Genomic DNA, 19,299 nt, shown 5'->3' with positions numbered 1-19,299 from the left:
CCTCCGGGCCTCGTTTCGCGCCATCCATGGCGCCCCACGCCCCCGCCCAGCCCCACCGCCCGCCCCTCTGACAGGGTCCTGGCGCCGCCACCCGCGTAATAAAAATAAAAAGCGGTAGCGCCGACCCATGGTCGGCGAGCGCAGCGGGCCGTTGGAGGAGGCGTTCCGCCGACCAACCGGTCGGCGCTACCAGGACACAGTACGCCGGTTACTGCTGCAACGCGGGTGACATCGAATACGGCCGTTCGGCATCCTTTCCGGGCCATGCGGTGTTGGGTTCGGCCTGCATCACGAATCGCAGCTCGCCCCCGGCGATGATCTCGTCGTGGCGCAGGAACGCACGCTGCAGCGGCTTGCCGTTGAGCGTGGCCGAGCCGATGTAGCCGTGTCCCGCCGTCAGGCCTTCGGCGACGATGGTGAAGACCTTGCCATTGGGCAGGTTCAAGGTCGCCTTGGGCAGGAACGGCCGGCCGATGATGTACTCGCCACTGCCCGGTGCCACCGGATAGAAACCCAGCGCGGTGAACAGATACCACGCCGACATCTGGCCGAGGTCGTCATTGCCTGCCAGGCCGTCGGGGCGATCGGCGTACTGGGTGTCCATGATCTGCTTCAGGCGGGCCTGGGTGCGCCACGGCTGGCCTGCATGGGCGTACAGGTAGGCTACGTGGTGGCTGGGCTCGTTGCCGTGCGCATACCAGCCGATCAGCCCGGTGATGTCTTCCATGTGCTCGAACACGGCCGGGTCGACCTTGGCCTCGAACACCTGGTCCAACCGCTTCAACAGCGCGTCGCTGCCGCCGTGTGCATCGGCCAGGCCCTGCACGTCCTGCGGCACGTACCAGGAATACTGCCAGGCGTTGCCTTCGGTGTAATCAGTGCCATAGCCGCTGGCCGACGGATCGAACGGGGTGCGGAAACTACCGTCGCGCTTGCGCGCGCGCATGAAGCCGGTCTCCTTGTCGAACGCATGACGCCAGTTGCCCGCGCGCTTGCCGAACTCGGCGGCGACCTCGGTGCGGCCCATCGCCTGCGCCATGCGCGCGATGGTCCAGTCGTCGAAGGCATACTCCAGCGTCTTGCTGGCGGCCTCGCCTTCCTCGTCGATCGGCACCCAGCCCAGCTCGCGATACTGCGCGATGCCGTCGTAAGGACCGTAATTGGCAGTGGCGACCATCGCCTCCAGCGCCTTGTCGGCATCGAAGCCGCGGATGCCCTTCAGGTAGGCATCGGCGATCACCGGCACGGCGTGGTAGCCGATCATGCACCAGGTTTCCTGGCCATGGAACGACCACACCGGCAGCATGCCGTAGGGGCTGTGCGCCTGGTGGGCGATCAGCGAATTGATGAAATCACTGTTGCGTTGCTCCGGCTGCACCAGGGTCAGCAGCGGATGCAGGGCGCGATAGGTATCCCACAGCGAGAACGTGGAATGGTGGCGGAACCCTTCGGCACGGTGCACCGCATTGTCCGGACCGCGGTACTGTCCATCCACGTCCATCGACAGGGTCGGCCCGAGCAGCGAGTGGTACAACGCGGTGTAAGCGCTGCGGCGGTCTGGCAACGGCGCTTCGATGTCCACCACCGCAAGCGCTTCCATCCACTTCTTTTTCGCATCGGCGCGTATGCGGTCGAAGTCGAACGCTGGCACCTCGGCATCCAGGTTGGCGATGGCACCTGCCTCACTCACCGAGGAAATGGCCACCTTCGCCACCAGCGGACCGTCGAGCCTGCCGAAATCAAAGGTCGCCACCAGCTGGCGGCCTTCCACCTGTGCCCGCTGCAATGGTGAGCCGTGCCCCGGCGGCGGAAAGCCCTTGTAGGCGATGTCGGTTTCGGTGTTGTGCAGCGCATGCCCGGTGGCCGGACGCGAGAAACGCATCGCGAAGTACAACTGCCGTCCCGGTGCCCAGCCCCTGGTTTCGCGGAAGCCGGTTACCGTGCCGTCTTCATGCACGCGCAGGCGCGACCACAGGATCTTGCCGGGGTAGTCGTACAGGCTGGTGCGCAGGTCCAGCAGCACCTTGGCCTGCTCCCCTGCCGGGAAACGATAGCGGTGCACGCCGACGCGCTCGCTCGCGGTCAGCTCGGCGCGTACGCGGTAATCGTCCAGGGTCACTGCGTAATAGCCCGGCTCGGCGCGCTCGTCCTTGTGGCTGAAGCGCGACGCATAACCACTGCGCGGCTTGTCCGGATCGCCGCGTTCCAGACCGGGCTCGCCGGTGTAGGGCATCAGCAGGACATCGCCGAGGTCGGAATGGCCAGAGCCTGAAAAATGAGTGTGCGAGAAGCCCACGATGCTGCTGTCGTCGTGGCGGTAACCGGCGGCCCAGTCATAGGCCTTTTCGCGTGGCTGGATGCGCGTGTCCGGGCTCAGCTGCACCATGCCGAACGGGACGGTCGCACCGGGATAGGTATGCCCCTCGCCCGCCGTGCCGATGAACGGATCGACGGCAGCGAAGGCGCGCTCACCCACGCTGGCAGCATCGGCCGCTGTTGCCGCCGAGCCCAGCAGCATTGCGGCAGCAAGAAGTATCCATCGACGCTTCGCACGGTTTGGCATGGGCGGAATTTAGATCGATTCAGGGAACCCGATCCTAGCATCGGCGCGCGCGCCGTTCATGCTGCATTGCGTTGTTGCTAGACCGCCATCGCATTCTGCAGCGGCGCGAGGTCGTGCTCGCGCAAAGGCCGGACCACCCGCGCCACCTCCTGCCCGTCACGCAGCAGGATCAGCGTGGGCCACAGCTTGACCGCAAACGAGCGCCCCAGCGGGCGCCCCTTGCCATCCTCCACCCACAGGTGGTCCAGCGCATGACCCTGCACGAACGCCTGCACCACCGGCCTGGCGGCCTGGCAGTGACCGCACCATGTCGCTCCGAACTCAAGCAGAAGCCAGCCCTCGCTGGCATCTACAGCCGATCGCAGTGGCTCCGGTTGCGGCGTTCCTGCAGGCATTGTCATGACTCAGCCCAGTGCGCGCTGGATGTCTTCCAGCGGTGCGTTGGTGAAATCCTTGGCCAGGTCACGCACCAGCCGCGATTGCACTTCTTTGTGCAGCTGCGGACGGATCCGGCCAAGTGTCTGCGGATCGGCCACCAGCACCAGGTGGGCGTAGCGGTTGTTCAGGGCATCATCGTTCAACTGCTCGGCCAGCTGCTTGGCGAACGTCGCCTCGTTGAGCTGGGCGATGCTCATGTCCTTGGGCACCGCACCGGAAGGCCCCTGTCCGGAGACGCCGGCTTGGCTGACATCGCGCAGCACCAGTTCGTCCTGCTGCTTGAGCTTGAGTTCGGTCTTGCTGCCGACATTGGTGAAAACGCGGGCCGAGCCGCCGTCAGCGACAACAATCAACGTGCCTTCGGGGATGGGAGCGTGCTCGGTCATGGTCTTTCCTCTGTGTGGTGCGCTACGGCATGAAGCCCCACCGTAGAGGCTGCCATGTAAGCGTCCTGCAATGCCGGCGTGTGCGAGCCGTGCATCCTTGCGCAGAAGCAGGCGCAGCGCCGCGCCTGGCCGAGGCGTTCAGCTCACCCCAAGCACGGCGGGCAGGTCACTGAGCTTTTCAACCTGCCAGGTAGGCAGGGCCTCGCCGGTGAGCGCAACAGCGTCCGGATTGAACCAGCAGCTGTGGATCCCGAAGCGGTTGGCACCCAGGATGTCCGCTTCCAGCCGGTCACCGATGATGATCGTGCGCTGCGGTTGGAAAGCACGGGCCATGGCGGTGGCGTAGGCGAAGAAACGCACGTCCGGCTTGGCGTGGCCGCAGGCTTCGGACGTCGCCACGAAGCTGATCAGGTCGGCCAGCCCGGATACCGCGATGCGCCGGTTCTGCACCTGCTCGATGCCGTTGGTGATGATGCCGATCTCGCCGATCGCCGCCAACGCTTCGCAGGCGGCGCGTGCACCGTCCACCAGCACCACCGTCTGCGGCAACCACTCCAGGTAGACCTGGCCGGCGCGCGCCGGATCGGCGTCGATGGCATGCGCGGCGAACAGGCGCCGGAAGCGCTCGACCTTGAGAAAATCCTTGTCCACCCTTCCCTGCTCCAGCGCCTCCCACAGCGCACGGTTGCACTGCTGGTAGGTGGCATACAGCGGGTCCACCGCCGCTTCGACACCGAGGCTGGACAGCGTACGGGCGAAGGAGAGCAGTTCGGATGCGCGGAAATCCAGCAGGGTATCGTCCAGGTCGAACAGGAAAAGCCGGTAATCCATCGGCGGGCAGCGTTGCGGCGGGAGTAAAGGCTAGCATTGCCGTCTGCCCCCGGCCCAGCATCGCCGCCCGCTGGCCTGCGTTACGGGAACGCCCCGTGGCGGCGCCGGGGTATTCGAGCGAGGCAGGCGACGCGGCGCTTCAAGATTCCGCGCATCAGCGAATCAGGCCGTCCCGGCTTGCACCAGACGCGCAAGCGCGCGGGCGATTCCTGCCGGCGTAGCCGGCTTCTGCAGGCGCACGAAGCGACCCGCCTCGAGCGAGGCAGCCCCTTCGTCATAGCCGGTGACCACCACGAACGGCAGCCCTGCCCGTTGCAGGGCAGCGATGACTCCGGTCTCGGCGCCCTGCCCGAGGTTGATGTCGATTACCGCCGCATCCACCCCGCCGCCATCCAGCCGCTGCAGCGCGGCCTGCAGGGTCGAGCACGGTCCCTGCACCACGGCGCCTGCGCTGCGCAGCGCAGTGGCGGTGTCGTGGGCGAGATAGAAATCATCCTCCACCACCAGGACGCGATGACCTGCGAGCAGCCCGGCATCGCCCAGGTCGACCGAACCACCGGCAATGGCCGTGCCCTGCGGCGCATCCGTCTGCAGGATGCTGTCACGATGCCGCAACGGGAAGGAGATGCGTGCCTCGGTCCCCTCCGCAGCCACCTGCAGATGGCCCTCGCCTTCCAGCTCATACGGAATCCGGTCTTCGATCAGCGAGGTGCCGAAGCCGCGGCGGGCCGGCGGTTCCCAACCCGGACGCGCAGCATGCGTTTCAACCCAGTGCAGGTCGACCCAGCGCTGCTGCTGCGGGCCCTCGCGCACCTGCCAGCTGACCTCCAGCCTGCCGTCAGGATCGCGCAGTGCGCCATGCCGGAACGCATTGGTGGCCAGTTCGTGGATGGCCAGCGACATCACCTCGGCCGCCTTCGGCGGCACCATGACGGTCGGTCCGTGCAGCACGACCCGCTGCGCGCCGTAGGACGAAGAAGAGAGCTCGTCGTTGAGCAGGCCCCGCAGATCGATGCCGACGTTGCCGGCGCGGGTCAGCAGGGCCTGCGTGCGTGCCAGTGACATCACCCGGCCGGACAGGCGTTGCGCGTAGTCATCCACGCTGGTTGCCGATTCGCGGGTGCGCAGGGTGATCGAGCCGATGGTGGCCATGATGTTGCGTACACGGTGCTGCAGCTCGGCCACCAGCACGGATTGATGCTCGGCCCAGCGTCGTTCTTCGGTGACATCGCGGGCGATGCCGGCGATCCGGCTGACCCGTCCCTGCTGGTCGAACAGCGGAAAAACGGTGTCACGCACCCAGCGGAACCGGCTGTCGTCCTCGCGCTGCACGCGGAACTCATGGACGCGCGGCAGGCCATCGCGCACTCCGGTTACCGCATCAATGGCGGCTTGCCGGTCATCAGGCACTACCCGCGCCGCCCAGCAACGCAGCGCGCCTGACGCCTGCCCCGGGCGCAGCCCGTACACCGCATCGAAGGCGGTGCTCAGCAGTTCGGTGTCCAGGCTGTCGGCATCGCGGATCCACAGCGCATCGGACGAAGCGGCGGCAAACTGGCGGAACCGCTCCTCGTTGGCCTGCAACGCGGCATTGGTCTGTCGCAGCTCTTGCTCGGTACGCTCGCGCTCCACCCGCGCCACGTGCTCGGCGGTGGTGTCGAACATGGTCACCAGCACGCCACCGATAGAGCCATCGCAGGCGCGCATCGGGCTGTAGGTGATGGTGAACCACACATCCTGCAAGCGGCCGTGACGGCGCAGGGGATAGCATTTGTCGGAGAATGTCAGGGTCCTGCCCTGCCACACCTGTTCGTAGAGCGGTTCATTGATGTGCCAGACTTCCGGCCAGCATTCCGCCGTCGGCTGGCCCAGCCCGGCCGGGTGCTTCTCCGCCATGATTTCAGCGTACCCGTCATTGTATATCTGGAGCAGGTCGGGGCCCCACAGCGCGATCATCGGGAAGCCGTGGGCAGCCATCAGGTCCACGCAGGCGCGCAGGTGCGGGGGCCAGTCATCCATGCTCCCCAGCGGTGACGCCGCCCAGTCATGGCCCTGGATGCGCTCGCGCATCCCGCCGCGGACGCCTGTGCCCATCAACCCCGCATGATCGACCGGACGGCCGGACTGCGGCGCAAGGCGGGGATCCAGATGGCTGGCCATGGCCAAGTCAGCTGCTGCCGGGCACGTGACGTGCCTGCAGCGCCTGTTCCAATGCGTGGGTCAGTGCTTCCAGGCGGTAGGGCTTGCCGCAGCGCGGGGCATCGGCAAAGCGCTCAGGTACGTTGTCGTCGTAACCCGACGTCAGCACGAAGGGAATGTTGCCATCGCGCAGGCGGTCCGCCAGCGGATATACCAGCTCCCCGCCGAGATTGATGTCCAGCAGCGCGCCGTCCACCGGCTGCGCGTCCAGCAGCGCATCGAGCGCCTTGAGGTTTCCGGCAGGACCGACCACGTCGACGTCCTTCATCTGCAGATATTCCACCAGGAACATGGCGATGTTGTATTCGTCTTCGGCGACCAGTATCCGCTTGCCCGCCAGCCCGCCATTGTCCACGTTCGTCACCGTCACACACTGCCTCCAGGAGTAGCCCCGCCACATCGCGGCGCCATGAATACAGCACGATGATGGACGCAGTGCACTGCAACGGAACGTGACGGGATGGTTTGTTGCGCTTTGACACCGTTTGCGGGCAGGTGGCGCGCCCGCTGGATGCGCCACCTGCCCACCGCCTTCAACTGCTGCTGGCTGCCAGCAGGCACAGGCTGTGGCCGGGCAGTTCCCAAAGCCCCTCGTCATCCTGGTGCAGTGGCAGCTCCGGCGTCTGCAGCAATACCTTGCGGAAATCCATGCCTTCCAGGGCGACCCGATACACCTGCGGCGAGCCGCCGGTATTGATCAGCAGGGCCAGGCTGACGTTGCGGCCGGACGCGTGCGCCGGCGCCGGACTGCGTCCGTCCAGCACGATGGTCAACGCCCGGCGCTCGCCGTCGTGCCAGTCGGCCTCCTGCATTCGGTGGCCTTCCGGCGTCAGCCAATGGATGTCACCACTGTGCTGCCCGGCATCGCGCAGGAACCGGTTGCGCCGGAGCAGTCCGTAGCGGCGGCGCAGCAGCAACAGGCGCCGCACGAAGGCGGCCTGCGCCTGCGCGGCCGGCTGCTCGGCGCGCTCCCAATCGATCCAGGCCAGCTCGTTGTCCTGGCAGTACACGTTGTTGTTGCCGTGCTGGGTTTGGCCGAACTCGTCGCCCGCCAACAGCATCGGGGTGCCCTGCGAAAGCAGCAGCGTGGCGAGCAGGTTGCGCATCTGCTGCGCGCGCAGGGCCAGGATCGACGGGTCGTCGGTCTCGCCCTCCACGCCATGGTTGCTGGACAGATTGTGGTCGTGCCCGTCGCGTCCATCTTCTCCGTTGGCAAGGTTGTGCTTGTGCTGGTAACTCACCAGGTCGTGCAGCGTGAATCCATCATGGGCCGTGATGAAATTGATGCTCGCCGAGGGGCGGCGCCCATGATGGTCGAACAGATCGGCCGACCCGGTGAAGCGTGCGGCGAAACCGGGAAGCTGGCCGCCATCGCCCCGCCACAACGCGCGGCTGGTGTCGCGGAATCGATCGTTCCACTCGGCCCAGCCCGGCGCGAAGGCACCCAGCTGGTAACCACCCGGACCGATATCCCACGGCTCGGCGATCAGCTTGACCTGGCTCAGCACGGGATCCTGCCGCACCGCGTCGAGGAAACTGCAGGACGGATCAAAGCCATGCTTCTCGCGCCCGAGGATCGTGGCGAGGTCGAAGCGGAATCCGTCCACGCGCATTTCGGTCACCCAGTAGCGCAGCGAATCCATCACCATGCGCAGCGCACCGGCATTGGTGAGGTCAAAGGTATTGCCGGTGCCGGTATCGTTGATGTAGTAACGCCGGTCATCGCCCAGCCGGTAATAGCTGGTGTTGTCGATGCCCTTGAACGAGAGCGTCGGGCCCAGTTCGTTGCCTTCGGCGGTGTGGTTGTAGACCACGTCCAGGATCACCTCCAGCCCGGCATGGTGCATGCGTGCCACCATCTGCTTGAACTCCGCCACCGTGCCCTGCGACAGGTAACGCGGATGCGGTGCGAAGAAACCGATCGAGTTGTAGCCCCAGTAGTTGCGCAGGCCCTGATCCAGCAGGTACTGGTCATCGATGAAGGCGTGCACCGGCAGCAGCTCCACTGCGGTCACGCCCAGGTGCGTGAGGTGATCGACCAGCGCATCGTGGCGCAGCGCCGAGAACGTGCCCCGCTCGTCCTGCGGCACCGACGGGTGGCGCATGGTGAGTCCGCGCACGTGTGCTTCGTAGATCACCGTGCGGTCCCAGGGGGTGGCGGGCGCGCGTTCATTGCCCCAGCTGAAAGCCGGGTCGACCACCGCGCAACGCGGCATATAGGCGGCGCTGTCACGGCGGTCGAAACTCAGGTCGCGGTCGCGGTGACCGATGGTGTAACCGAACAGGTGGGGAGCCCACTTGAGCTCGCCGACGATCTGCTTGGCATACGGGTCGAGCAACAGCTTGTTCGGGTTGAAACGATGGCCCGCGTCCGGCGCATAGGGCCCGTGCACCCGGTAGCCATAACGCTGGCCGGGACGCGCATCGGGCAGGTAGCCGTGCCAGATTTCGTCGGTGTACTCGGGCAGGGCGATGCGTTCCTTCTCGCGCCCGCGGGCATCGAACAGGCACAGCTCCACCTTGGTGGCGTGCCGCGAGTACAGTGCGAAATTGACGCCCAGTCCGTCCCAGCTTGCACCCAGCGGATACGGCAGACCCTCGCGCACGCGCGAGGTCTGCGTCCATTTACGGAGCGCCAACGGCTGCCTCCTCCGGTTGCTTGCCATGGGCGGCTTCGATATCGGCCAGCACCAGGCGCTCGGCCATCTGCCAGTGGCGTACCTGTTGGCCGTCCGGGCGCCCTTCGGCCTCCCAAATCTGGTGGGCCAGCGCGGCCGTACGCCGTTTGCGTTCCTCAGCGTCCATCATTCTCTCCGTTGTCCAATACCCATATCGCCAGCGGCGCCCCATCCAGCAGCGCATCTGCCTCGATGTCGTCCCCACCCTCGCAGCGGCGCGCGTCAAGCAGGCTGCGCCAGTGGCCCGCAGGCAGGCCGACGCGGGCGCGCCCGCTATCCTCTTCGCGCAGCAGCGTGCCCGGCGCCAGGGGCGTTTCCAGCCGTGCCGTCGTGTCGAGCACCAGCAGCAGCTGGTCGTCACCGAGCTGTCGCGACAGGACCCACGCACCGGCGTTGGCAGACAGCAGCGTCAGCGAGCCATCGGCGAACAGCGCTGGCACCGCAGCGCGATGACGGAGCAGGGTCGCCAGCAGCAGCGCCTTGGGACTGCCCCCGCTCCAGTGTTCCTGCAGGGCCTGCTGCCAGTCTGGCGGCGAGCCGAGCCATGCGCGCCGCTGCAGGTAGTCGACCTCGCGTCGGTTGTCCGGATCCACCAGGCTGGTGTCCCAGCCTTCGTTGCCCTGGTACAGATCCGGTACCCCGGGGCAGCACAGCTGCAACGCCAGCTGCACCAGCCCCAGCCGCGCGGCGTGCGGTGCGATGGCGTGCACGAACGCGTCCAGTGCCGAGCGCAGCGGCGCCGCCTGCGGGCTGCTGCCCAGCCATGCCAGCCAGTCCGATGCCGCCTGTTCGAGCGCGCGGTCCGGATCGCTCCAGCTGCTCACCTGCTTGCCTTCGCGCAGGGCCTTCTGCAACCACCCGTCAACGCGGCCGATGAAGCCGGCATCCACGCGTTCAGCCTGCAGCGGCCAGCTTGCCAGCAACGTCTGCCACAGCATCAGGGTCTCTGCACCCGGCAGCGGACAGGGGCGACCGCCCTGCGTGGCGAGCTCGTTCCACTGCGCCAAGCGGGCTGACCAGTGCGTGAGGTTGCAGCTCACCGCGGCCAGACGACAGCGCGCGTCCGGACCGCGCTTGTGGTCGTGCGTTGCCACTGCCAGCATCGCGCGCGGCCACTGCTGCGCGCGTTGCCGTGCCCGCAGCAGGAACTCCTCCAGCGGCAGGTGCAGCCTGCCTGGATCACTGCCGACCTCGTTGCGCGACAGCAGCCGCCCGTAGCGATAGAACGCGGTGTCTTCGACCGCCTTGGCATTCAGCGGTGCGGTCAGCTGTTCAAACCGGGTCAGCACGGCCGGATTCCCGTGCAACCAGACACACAGCTGCTCGAGCGCGGCGCGGTCACCTTCCCCCAGCCGGGCGGCGGCGGCGTCGGCGGCACGCGCCAGCCACGCCCGATCCGCTGCCGAGCGCAGCCCATGCGTGCGGTAGACCGGAAAATGCTGCAACAGCGCCCGCAGGGCCCGTTCCAGCATGCCGCCGGTGATGTCGGCCGCGGCGGGATCGGCCCGCCGCTGGGCATCAAGCAGCCGCAGCAGCCGGTCGAAGTCGCAACGCAGCGAACCCTGCAGCATCTGCAGGCGTGCCTGCTGCTGGTGCTGGTCGAAGCTGCGGGCGTCGCCGCTGGCCGAGTGCCAGAGTGCGTGCAGGGCAGGTCCGGCTTCGCTGTCGTGCAGCAGCGCCCCGACCTGGTCCATGAAGTCGTAGCCGGTGGTTCCGTCGCAGGCCCAGTCGGCGGGCAGCGCTTCGTCATCGGCCAGGATCTTCTCCACGTGCAGGGTGATCGCCTCGGCGGGCCGACCGGACGCCATGGCAGCCTGATCCAGGCCGCTGCGCAGCCGACCCAGGTACCCCTGCGGATCAGCCAATCCATCGACATGGTCCACGCGCAGACCGTCGACATGGCCCTCGGCGACCAGACGCAGCGGCAATGCGTGGACGGCGTCGAAGACCTCCGGGAGCTCCATCCGCAGCGCGACCAGGCCATCGATGTCGAAGAAGCGCCGGTAGTTGGTATGGTCGGCGCCGGTACGCCACCAGCCCAGGCGATACGCCTGCCGCTGCAGCACATCCTGCATCCGTTGAGGGCTGCGCTGGCAACGCGCGATCCACCCAGGCCAGCTGTCTGCCTGCGCCGGATAGCTCAGCGGCGACAGCGGCAGTGCCAGATCGTGGTGGCGCAGGCAGGGCCCTTCTCCATCGATGTCCAGATGCAGCACGCCGTCCGCAAGGGCGGCAGCCAACGGCCTGTCCAGCACCGCCAGCCACAGCCTGCCGTCGCATTCCGGGGCGTCCCAGTCGATGTCGAACCAACCTGCGTGTGCGCTGCGCCGGCCATTGCGCAGCACATCGTTCCACCACGCATTGGCAGGATGCACCGCCATGTGGTTGGGCACGATGTCCAGCAGGATGCCCATCCCATGCTGTCGGGCGGCATCGGACAGTCGACGGAAGCCTTGCTCGCCGCCCAGCTCCGGGCTGATGCGGGTGGGATCGACATTGTCATAGCCGTGCGTCGAACCCGGCACGGCGCTGGCAATCGGGGACAGGTAAAGGTGGCTGATGCCAAGCCGGGCGAAGTAGTCGACCTGGGCAGCCGCCGCATCGAAATCGAAGCCGGCGTGCAGCTGCAGGCGAACGGTGGCGCGCAGCGTCGTCATGCAGTGGCTCCTTGTCTGCGCTGTGCAGCGAAGGCCGCCAGCCGTCCTTCGATCGCCGCGTCATCAGCGTGCGATGCCATCCGGCGGCACCAGTTGGGATGCGCTTCCACGGTGCCCGGCAGGTTCGGCTGTTCGATGCTTGCCGTGGCATCTTCCAGCGGCAGCAGGGCCAGTACGGACGGTGCGCGCGCGGTGAGTGCCAGCGCATCGCGCTGCAGGTCTCCGCTGTCCACGCCTTCGGCCTGCGCCCGTGCAGCCAGCTGCTGGACCTCGGCCTGGCGTTGTACCGTTTGCCTCTGGTCGGCGGCTTCGTCGTTCCAGCCCAGCCGCCTGCGCCACTGCAGGTCGCGGCCCTGCAGCCAGCCGGCCACCGGAGGCAGATCATGGGTGGAGGACATCGCCACGGCCGATTTCCGCCACTGGGAAGTAGGCATGAAGCCCTGTTCATCGCGGTTGAAGGCGAGCACTTCCATGCCCAGCACGCCGCGCGCGGCGAGCGCATCACGGATGCCCGGCGGTACCACGCCCAGGTCTTCGCCGATCACCACGCAGCGGTTGCGCCAGGACTCAAGCACCAGCAGGTTGAGCAGGTCATCGAAGGGGTAGCGCAGATAGATGCCCTGCCCGGCACCTGCGCCGCGCGGCAACACCCACAGCCGCAGCAGGCCCAGGATATGGTCGATGCGGACTCCGCCGCGTTGCGCCATCACTGCACGCAGCAGGGTGATGAACGGCGCGTAGCCCTGGGCGCGCAGCGCGCCGGGCGCATAGTTGGTGATGCCCCACGCCTGGCCATGCGGATTGAATGCATCCGGTGGCGCGCCGAGTTCCAGGCCTTGCAGCACGGCACCCGCGTTGTCCTGCGCCTCGACACCGGCCGGATCGAATCCCACTGCAAGGTCGGCGATCAGGCCGATCGCCATCCCGTCCTGGCGGGCGTCGTGCTGCAGCTGGCGCCAGCTGGCCTGCGCCAGCCACTGGCCAAACGCCTGCAGGGACGCCGGGCTGCGCGACAACGCCGCGGTCTGGGCAGCCCATGAGGCCAACGGCGCACCACCGGCCATCAGTTCGAATTCGATCTGGCGCCACTGTCCGGGACGATGGGTCTGCAGCCAGGCCGGCAACCGGCCGATCCACTGCCACTTGGCAGCGGCCGCCTCGGCCCATTCAATCTGCTCATCGGCTTCGTGGGCGGCAAGCCGCGCATCGAGGTCGGCATCCGCTGCGCGTACGGCCGCGGCGGCTTCGGGAAGCTGCTGCAGGGGGGCGCCGTGCAGGGGTTCGAGCCAGCGCCGGTCGCTCGGCGAATAGGGACTGAAGCCGCTGCGGATCGGCATGCTGGCGTGGATCGGCGAAAGCGCGATCGCCGTGGCTCCGTGCGCGCGCAGGCGCGGGATCCATTCCGCGATGCCGCGGCTGTCACCGATCCCGCCGTCCCCGGTTCCGGGCACGCTGTAGACCTGTGCGGCGACACCCCAGTGACGGCAAGCGGTGCCTGGTCCGGGAAACCAGCTGCGCTGCGGCGCCACCGCCACAGCCTGCAGCCGCGGGCCTTGGGCCCAGTGCCAATAGCCGGGCGTCGGGGGCGCCTGCCACTGCCCTGCCCCTGTCTGCCGCGCTGGTTGCGCTGTGCCGTCTTCTGCAACCCAGTGGGCGTCGCCGCTGCCCGCGCCGGGCACCGACAGCGTGTGCCCGACCACGCAGGTCAGCAGAGGCGGGGCGGCGCCTGCCGCTCCGGCACTGTCTGCCAGCGACCTCAGCACCGCTTCGACCACATCCGACGCGCCCTCCCGCTCGACGCCGGCCACATCGGTCCAACGGACCTGCAGGCCGGCCTCCGCCGCGCGCAGCAGCAGGGCGTGCTCCCTGCTCATCGCGGCACCCAATGCACGCACACGCTGCCGGCGGCGATCTGCCCGGGCGCTGCGTCCTGTTGTTGCCATACCAGTGTCCCGTCGGGAAGTTCGTGCCCCAGCGCAGCTTCGCCGACGTTCAGCGCGATCCACCATTGGCCATCGGGGAGCTGCCAGCCCGCCTGCACGGCACCGGGGCCCAGCACGCGGGCGCCCAGCGGGCGCGCATGCGCAAGCCCGGGCTGCAGATAACGGCGGCGCAACGACAGCAGCGTGGTGAACACGGCGAGATGATCAGCGGCCTGCGCATCGTCGGCCGCCGGCAGGGCGACTCGTGACGCCTCGAAGGTGGAGCGTGCATTGGGATCGGGAATCCGCTGCCGCTGGTCGGCATCGGCGAATGCCGCGAACCCGGCGAACTCGCGCCGACGGCCTTCGCGCACCGCCTCGTCCAGCGGCGGCAGGTAATCGGTGAAGAACAGGAACGGTTGCCTGGCCTGCCACGGTTCACCCATGAACAGCAGCGGCACCATCGGGACCAGCAGGACCAGCGCCAGCGCGGCACGTGCGTGATGGGCGGGCACCAGCGAAACCAGTCGCTCGCCCAGCGCCCGGTTGCCTATCTGATCATGGTTCTGGGCGAAGATCACAAAATGCTGGGGGGGCACGTCCGCGCTCGGCTCGCCGCGCAGTTCGCCCTTGTGGTTGCGCTCGCCCTGCCAGGCGAATCCTTCCGAAAGCACCCGCGCAAGCAACTGCGGGGCGCGCCCGGCATAGTCGGCGTAGTAGCCTTCCGACTCACCGGTGAGCATCACATGCAGTGCGTTGTGCAGGTCGTCATTCCACTGCCCCTGATACCCTTGGCGCAGCCACGAGGCCTGGTTGCGCTCGTTCTCAAGTACCAGGTGCACGTGCGGCCGGTCGGCGCAGCCGGCGCGGATGGCCTGCAGCAACTCGCCGAGGAACGCGTTCGGGGTGATTGCCTGCACCGCATCCAGCCGCAGACCGTCAAAGCGATATTCCTGCAGCCACATCAGTGCGTTGTCGACGAAGAAGCGCTTGACCTGGGGCTGGTTGAAGTCGATGGCTTCGCCCCAGGGTGTCGGGGCCCGGTCGTTGAAGAACGCCGATGCGTAGCTGGCCAGCAGGTTTCCCTGCGGACCGAAATGGTTGTAGACCACATCCAGCAGCACCGCCATGCCGTGCGCGTGGGCGGCATCGATCAACCCCTTCAGCTCATCCGGATGCCCATACGCTTCGGCCGGTGCATACGGGAATACACCGTCATAGCCCCAGTTGCGTCGGCCGGGGAACTGCGCCACCGGCATCAGCTCCAGCGCGGTGATGCCCATCGCCGCCAGCGCAGGCAGCTGTGCCTTCAGGCCGGCGATGCCCCCGCTGCACCCCAGGTGGACCTCGTAGATGACCAGTTCCTGCCACGGCCGGCCTTCCCAGCGCGCCTGCCACATATGGCCATCGTCGGGCAGCAGCGCGCTGGCGCCTTCCACGCCATGCGGCTGCCAGCGCGATGCAGGATCAGGCACCTGCGCCTGGCCGTCGATCAGGAACCGGTAAGGGGTCCCGCTGCTGCCGCTGGCTTCCACGCGGAAGCAACCGTCCTCGCCCGGCGACATCGCGTGTACTTCGCCATCCAGCACCAGCGCCACCTCACGTGCGTCGGGCGCCCACAGGCAGAAACGGTAACGGCCGTCCCCAAGGGGCCATGCACCCAGTCGCTCCCTTACCGCTGCCGTCATGCATCCACCTGCAGGTAGAGCGTGGCCAGCGGCGGCAGGGTCAGCTGCAGCGAGTGCGGCTGACCGTGCATCGCCTGCGGCTCGGTAGCCAGCGCGCCGCCGTTGCCGACGTTGCTGCCGGCGTAGAACATGCTGTCGCTGTTGAGGATCTCCCGCCACCGCCCCGCGCGCGGCACGCCGACACGGTAGCCATGGCGGGGCAGCGGAGTCAGGTTGCTGACCACCAGCAAGGGCGGTGTCACCCCTTGGGGATCGTGGCGCACGAAGGCGAACACGCTGTTGGCATGGTCATCGCCGATGCTCCATTCAAAGGTGCGCTCATCCTGCTCGTCGCGGTGTAGCGCCGGATGCCGGCGAAGCAGCTGGTTGAGGTCACCGACCAACCTTGCAAGGCCCTGGTTGAGCGGGCGTGCGGCCTGCTCCCAGTCGAGCGCTTGACCGTGGTTCCATTCGTGGCTCTGCCCGAACTCGCCGCCCATGAACAGCAGTTTGCTGCCCGGGTGGGCCCACATCAGCGCGTAATAGGCGCGCAGGTTGGCGAAACGCTGCCAGTCATCGCCGGGCATCCGCGCCAGCAGGGCCCCTTTCCCGTGCACCACCTCATCGTGGGACAGCGGCAGCACGTAGCGTTCAGAGAATGCATACACCAGGCCAAAGGTCATCTCGCTGTGGTGATGCTGGCGGTGCACGGGGTCATGCTGCATGTAGCGCAGCGAATCGTGCATCCAGCCCATGTTCCATTTATGGGTGAATCCCAGCCCCCCCTGCTCCACCGGGGCGGTGACGCCGGGCCAGGCGGTGGATTCTTCGGCGATCACCATCACCTGCGGGAAACGTCCGCGCAGCGTGGCGTTCATCTGTTTCAGGAAGGCCACCGCCTGCAGGTTCTCACGCCCGCCGTGCTCGTTGGGCACCCACTCGCCGTCGTTGCGGCTGTAATCGCGATACAGCATCGAAGCCACCGCGTCCACGCGCAGTCCGTCGATGTGGAAACGCTCGATCCATTCCAGCGCGCTGCCGATCAGGTAGGCCGCCACTTCGTTGCGACCGTAGTTGTAGATCAGGGTGTGCCAATCCTGGTGGAAGCCTTCCCGAGGGTCGGCGTGCTCATACAGCGCGGTGCCGTCGAAGCGCTCCAGGCCGTGCGCGTCATTGGGGAAATGCGCACTCACCCAATCGACGATGACGCCGATTCCCGCCAGGTGGCAGCGTTCCACGAAGCGCGCGAAATCATCCGGCGTGCCGTGGCGCGCGGTCGGGGCGTAGATGCCGAGTGGCTGGTAGCCCCACGAACCGCCGAAGGGATGTTCACTCACCGGCAACAGTTCGATGTGGGTGAAGCCAAGTGCCTGGACGTGCGGAATCAGCCGGTCGCCCAGCGCGTTCCAGTCCAGCTTGTGGCCTTCGCCGTCGCGCTGCCAGGAGCCGGCATGTACCTCATAGATCGACAACGGCGCGTGCGAACAGGCATTGCGTTGCTGCATCCACTGGCTGTCCTGCCACTCGCGCTGCGGCGCGGGGGCGACCCGCGAGGCGGTAGCCGGGGGCAGCTCGGCCCAGCGCGCCATGGGGTCGGCCTTGTCGGCGAGCACCACCCCATCTGCCCCGGTAATGCGGAACTTGTAGCGCGCACCGGCGGCGATATCGGGCAGGAACAGTTCCCAGACGCCCGCATCGTGACGCAGGCGCATGGGATGGCGACGGCCGTCCCAGCTGTTGAACTCGCCCACCACCGCGACCCGCCGCGCGTTCGGCGCCCAGACCGCGAACCGCACCCCGTCCACGCCGTCGACCTGCATGGGAACCGCTCCGAGCGCGCGCATGGCTTCGCCGTCACCTGCGCGCACGCCATCCAGCACGTCATCCGGCAGCACGGGCCAGAACCCGTAAGGGTCGTCCAGCCGCTGCTCGCCGTCGGGCCAGGTGATGCGCAGGCTCGCCCGGCCAGGACCGGCGACGGCAAGCTGGAACAGGCCATCGCAGGTTGCTGCCGCGGCCATGGCCCGCTCCGTGGGCTCGCCGGGCAGCCGCGCACGGACGGCCAGCGCTCCCGGCAGCAGCGTTCTCAGCAGGTATCCGCCGTTGCCGTCGCCGTGCACGCCCAGCCAGGCGAAGGGATCGGCCGGTTCACCCCGCGACAGCGCCTGCAGCGCGCCCGGAAGCGTTTCTGTCACCGTCGTCTGGACAGGTTCCTGTGCAATGGCCGAGTCCCGCACGCGCTCACCCTCCATCATGCAGCCACCCGTGCCTGCCGATACAGGTCGAGGTATTGCCGCCCGGCGATATCCCAGCCACTGGGACGCAGCATCGCTGCGCGCTGCATCGAACGCAGCAGGCTGGGCATGCGGAAGGTGCGCAGTGCACGCTCGACGCAGCGGCGCATGACGTTGGCGGTGGGCTCGTGGAACAGGAACCCGGTCACCCCGTCGTCCACGGTATCCACCAGTCCGCCGGTGGCGTGGGCGATGGGCAGGCAGCCAAAACGCTGCGCATACATCTGGCTGAGTCCACACGGCTCGAACCGCGAGGGCATCAACAGGAAATCCGCACCGGCGAACATCTGCCGCGCCAGTTGTTCGTCAAAACCGATCCAGGCACCGACCTGCCCCGGGAAGCGCCGCGCAAGGGCGCGCACCTGCTCTTCAACCTGCGGCTCGCCGCCGCCGATGACCACCAGCTGGCCACCGGCGGCGATGATCTGCGGGGCGACGTCGCAGGTGATGTCCAGTCCCTTCTGGTGCACCAGACGGCTGACCACCGCGAACAATGGACCATCACTGTCGCGCAGGCCGAACGCCTGCCGCACGCTCGCCGCATTGGCGGCGCGACCGGCACACTGCTGCACGCTGAAGTGCGCGCTCAAGTGCGCATCCGAACGCGGATCCCAGCTTGCATCGATGCCGTTGACGATGCCGCTCAGGTGCCCGCGCGCGGCGCGCCGCGCCAACAGTGCGTCCAGCCCGCAGCCATCGGCCGGCGCGGTGATCTGCTCGGCGTAGTGCAGGCTCACCGTGTTCAAGCGCGTGGCATTGACGATGCCGGCCTGCAGGAAGGACATGTGTCCGAAGAAATGCATTTCCTCCAGGTGTTCGGCCGGGATGCCCAGCGCCTCTGCAAGCGCATACGGGAACAGTCCCTGGTAGGCCAGGTTGTGGATGGTCAACAAGGTGGCCACTTCGGTGCCGTCCCAGCGCACGTAGGCAGCGGCCAGCGCGGTGGGCCAGTCGTTGAGGTGCAGCAGCCCCGGGGCCCAGTCCATCCCGGTGCGGCCAGCGGCGATTTCCGCCGCTGCGTGCGAGAGGGTCGCGAAGCGGATCGCGTTGTCCTTCCATTCCTTGCCTGCGGCGTCCACGTAGGGCGACCCTTCGCGATCGAACAACGGGCCGTTCAACAGGACATAGATCGGCAACCCGTCGGTCTGCAGTGCACGCCCGATGCGGCAGGCAGGCAGGTGACCCCGCGGCGCCACGCTGCCGACCACTTCGATCGAACGCAGGCGTGAGAGGACTTCCGGGTAGCCCGGAATCAATACCCTGACATCACAGGCGCTGCGCAGTGCGCGCGGCAACGAGGCGGCGACATCGCCCAGGCCGCCGGCCTTGATGAAATCCGCCATCTCCGACACCACGAAAAGCACCGGCTCGCCGCGGTCTACCGAGGTCAGGGTGGGAACGAACCTACCGCGCACATCGCGCCGGCGCAGGCGCTGGCTCGCCTTGCGCGCGACAGGTGACGGCGACGGACGACTGAATGGGGCAATGGTGTTCATCAGGTAGCTCGAAGGGCGTGCAGAATGGCGTGCCCAGCCGCCAGGAAGCAGCGGGGCCTAAAGGGAAAGTCGGCGCGGGCGTGGGGGACGCTGGCGAAGCTCTTGCAGTGAATCTATACCTGCGATCAATCAAACCTTCGTGAAATCGCTGCGTTGTCTTTGTGACAT

13 protein-coding genes are annotated in these 19,299 nt (G+C 67.5%); all 13 read right to left on the bottom strand.

Annotation, left to right across the window (positions count from 1 at the left end; genetic code table 11):
• Positions 1 to 208: 208 nt before the first annotated feature.
• The 13 genes from CXG43_RS15085 to glgA all read right to left on the bottom strand — a co-directional run bounded on the left by CXG43_RS15085 (position 209) and on the right by glgA (position 19,131).
• Positions 209 to 2,563, bottom strand: coding sequence for a GH92 family glycosyl hydrolase (locus tag CXG43_RS15085; protein WP_101100662.1), 2,355 nt, complete (start codon positions 2,561 to 2,563; stop codon positions 209 to 211).
• A 77-nt stretch (positions 2,564 to 2,640) separates the two neighbouring features.
• Positions 2,641 to 2,958: a thioredoxin family protein gene (locus tag CXG43_RS15080; RefSeq protein ID WP_232767832.1), complete on the bottom strand. Its 318-nt coding sequence runs from the start codon at positions 2,956 to 2,958 to the stop codon at positions 2,641 to 2,643.
• Between the two features lie 9 nt (positions 2,959 to 2,967).
• Positions 2,968 to 3,387 (bottom strand): host attachment family protein, encoded by a 420-nt coding sequence (locus CXG43_RS15075; RefSeq protein ID WP_101100660.1) that lies wholly within the window; start codon positions 3,385 to 3,387, stop codon positions 2,968 to 2,970.
• 138 nt (positions 3,388 to 3,525) lie between these two features.
• Positions 3,526 to 4,218, bottom strand: coding sequence for a YjjG family noncanonical pyrimidine nucleotidase (locus tag CXG43_RS15070; RefSeq protein ID WP_101100659.1), 693 nt, complete (start codon positions 4,216 to 4,218; stop codon positions 3,526 to 3,528).
• A 162-nt stretch (positions 4,219 to 4,380) separates the two neighbouring features.
• Positions 4,381 to 6,312, bottom strand: a complete 1,932-nt coding sequence (locus CXG43_RS15065) for an HWE histidine kinase domain-containing protein (RefSeq protein WP_101100671.1) — start codon at positions 6,310 to 6,312, stop codon at positions 4,381 to 4,383.
• A 73-nt stretch (positions 6,313 to 6,385) separates the two neighbouring features.
• Positions 6,386 to 6,787, bottom strand: coding sequence for a response regulator (locus CXG43_RS15060; protein WP_232767830.1), 402 nt, complete (start codon positions 6,785 to 6,787; stop codon positions 6,386 to 6,388).
• A 163-nt stretch (positions 6,788 to 6,950) separates the two neighbouring features.
• Positions 6,951 to 9,083, bottom strand: coding sequence for a glycogen debranching protein GlgX (gene glgX, locus CXG43_RS15055; RefSeq protein WP_317450727.1), 2,133 nt, complete (start codon positions 9,081 to 9,083; stop codon positions 6,951 to 6,953).
• Complete coding sequence (locus CXG43_RS15050) at positions 9,043 to 9,222, bottom strand: DUF2934 domain-containing protein (protein ID WP_101100656.1); 180 nt, start codon at positions 9,220 to 9,222, stop codon at positions 9,043 to 9,045. Before CXG43_RS15050 ends, glgX begins: the two co-directional genes overlap by 41 nt.
• A complete protein-coding gene (gene treY, locus CXG43_RS15045) occupies positions 9,212 to 11,752 on the bottom strand; it encodes a malto-oligosyltrehalose synthase (protein WP_101100655.1) in 2,541 nt (846 codons plus the stop codon). The genes CXG43_RS15050 and treY overlap by 11 nt, the downstream gene beginning before the upstream one ends.
• Positions 11,749 to 13,626, bottom strand: coding sequence for a 4-alpha-glucanotransferase (gene malQ, locus CXG43_RS15040; RefSeq protein ID WP_101100654.1), 1,878 nt, complete (start codon positions 13,624 to 13,626; stop codon positions 11,749 to 11,751). Before malQ ends, treY begins: the two co-directional genes overlap by 4 nt.
• A complete protein-coding gene (gene treZ / locus CXG43_RS15035; protein ID WP_101100653.1) occupies positions 13,623 to 15,362 on the bottom strand; it encodes a malto-oligosyltrehalose trehalohydrolase in 1,740 nt (579 codons plus the stop codon). The genes malQ and treZ overlap by 4 nt, the downstream gene beginning before the upstream one ends.
• Complete coding sequence (glgB, locus tag CXG43_RS15030) at positions 15,359 to 17,596, bottom strand: 1,4-alpha-glucan branching protein GlgB (protein ID WP_101100652.1); 2,238 nt, start codon at positions 17,594 to 17,596, stop codon at positions 15,359 to 15,361. The genes treZ and glgB overlap by 4 nt, the downstream gene beginning before the upstream one ends.
• On the bottom strand, positions 17,593 to 19,131 hold the full coding sequence (gene glgA / locus CXG43_RS15025) for a glycogen synthase GlgA (RefSeq protein ID WP_101100651.1): 1,539 nt from the start codon (positions 19,129 to 19,131) through the stop codon (positions 17,593 to 17,595). The genes glgB and glgA overlap by 4 nt, the downstream gene beginning before the upstream one ends.
• Positions 19,132 to 19,299 lie beyond the last annotated feature (168 nt).

The organism is Stenotrophomonas sp. Bg11-02, from assembly GCF_002836635.1.
Classification (GTDB): Bacteria; Pseudomonadota; Gammaproteobacteria; order Xanthomonadales; family Xanthomonadaceae; genus Stenotrophomonas; species Stenotrophomonas lacuserhaii.
The sequence above is the reverse complement of the archived record's forward strand: the minus strand, read 5'-3'. Positions and strand labels throughout refer to the sequence as shown.

Bases quoted from the DNA above. Each gene is read 5' to 3' on its own strand.
- CXG43_RS15085 (WP_101100662.1), bottom strand. From the start codon at position 2,563: ATGCCAAACCGTGCGAAGCGTCGATGGATACTTCTTGCTGCCGCAATG.
- CXG43_RS15080 (WP_232767832.1), bottom strand. From the start codon at position 2,958: ATGCCTGCAGGAACGCCGCAACCGGAGCCACTGCGATCGGCTGTAGAT.
- CXG43_RS15075 (WP_101100660.1), bottom strand. From the start codon at position 3,387: ATGACCGAGCACGCTCCCATCCCCGAAGGCACGTTGATTGTTGTCGCT.
- CXG43_RS15070 (WP_101100659.1), bottom strand. From the start codon at position 4,218: ATGGATTACCGGCTTTTCCTGTTCGACCTGGACGATACCCTGCTGGAT.
- CXG43_RS15065 (WP_101100671.1), bottom strand. From the start codon at position 6,312: ATGGGCACAGGCGTCCGCGGCGGGATGCGCGAGCGCATCCAGGGCCAT.
- glgX (WP_317450727.1), bottom strand. From the start codon at position 9,083: ATGGCAAGCAACCGGAGGAGGCAGCCGTTGGCGCTCCGTAAATGGACG.
- CXG43_RS15050 (WP_101100656.1), bottom strand. From the start codon at position 9,222: ATGGACGCTGAGGAACGCAAACGGCGTACGGCCGCGCTGGCCCACCAG.
- treY (WP_101100655.1), bottom strand. From the start codon at position 11,752: ATGACGACGCTGCGCGCCACCGTTCGCCTGCAGCTGCACGCCGGCTTC.
- malQ (WP_101100654.1), bottom strand. From the start codon at position 13,626: ATGAGCAGGGAGCACGCCCTGCTGCTGCGCGCGGCGGAGGCCGGCCTG.
- treZ (WP_101100653.1), bottom strand. From the start codon at position 15,362: ATGACGGCAGCGGTAAGGGAGCGACTGGGTGCATGGCCCCTTGGGGAC.
- glgB (WP_101100652.1), bottom strand. From the start codon at position 17,596: ATGATGGAGGGTGAGCGCGTGCGGGACTCGGCCATTGCACAGGAACCT.
- glgA (WP_101100651.1), bottom strand. From the start codon at position 19,131: ATGAACACCATTGCCCCATTCAGTCGTCCGTCGCCGTCACCTGTCGCG.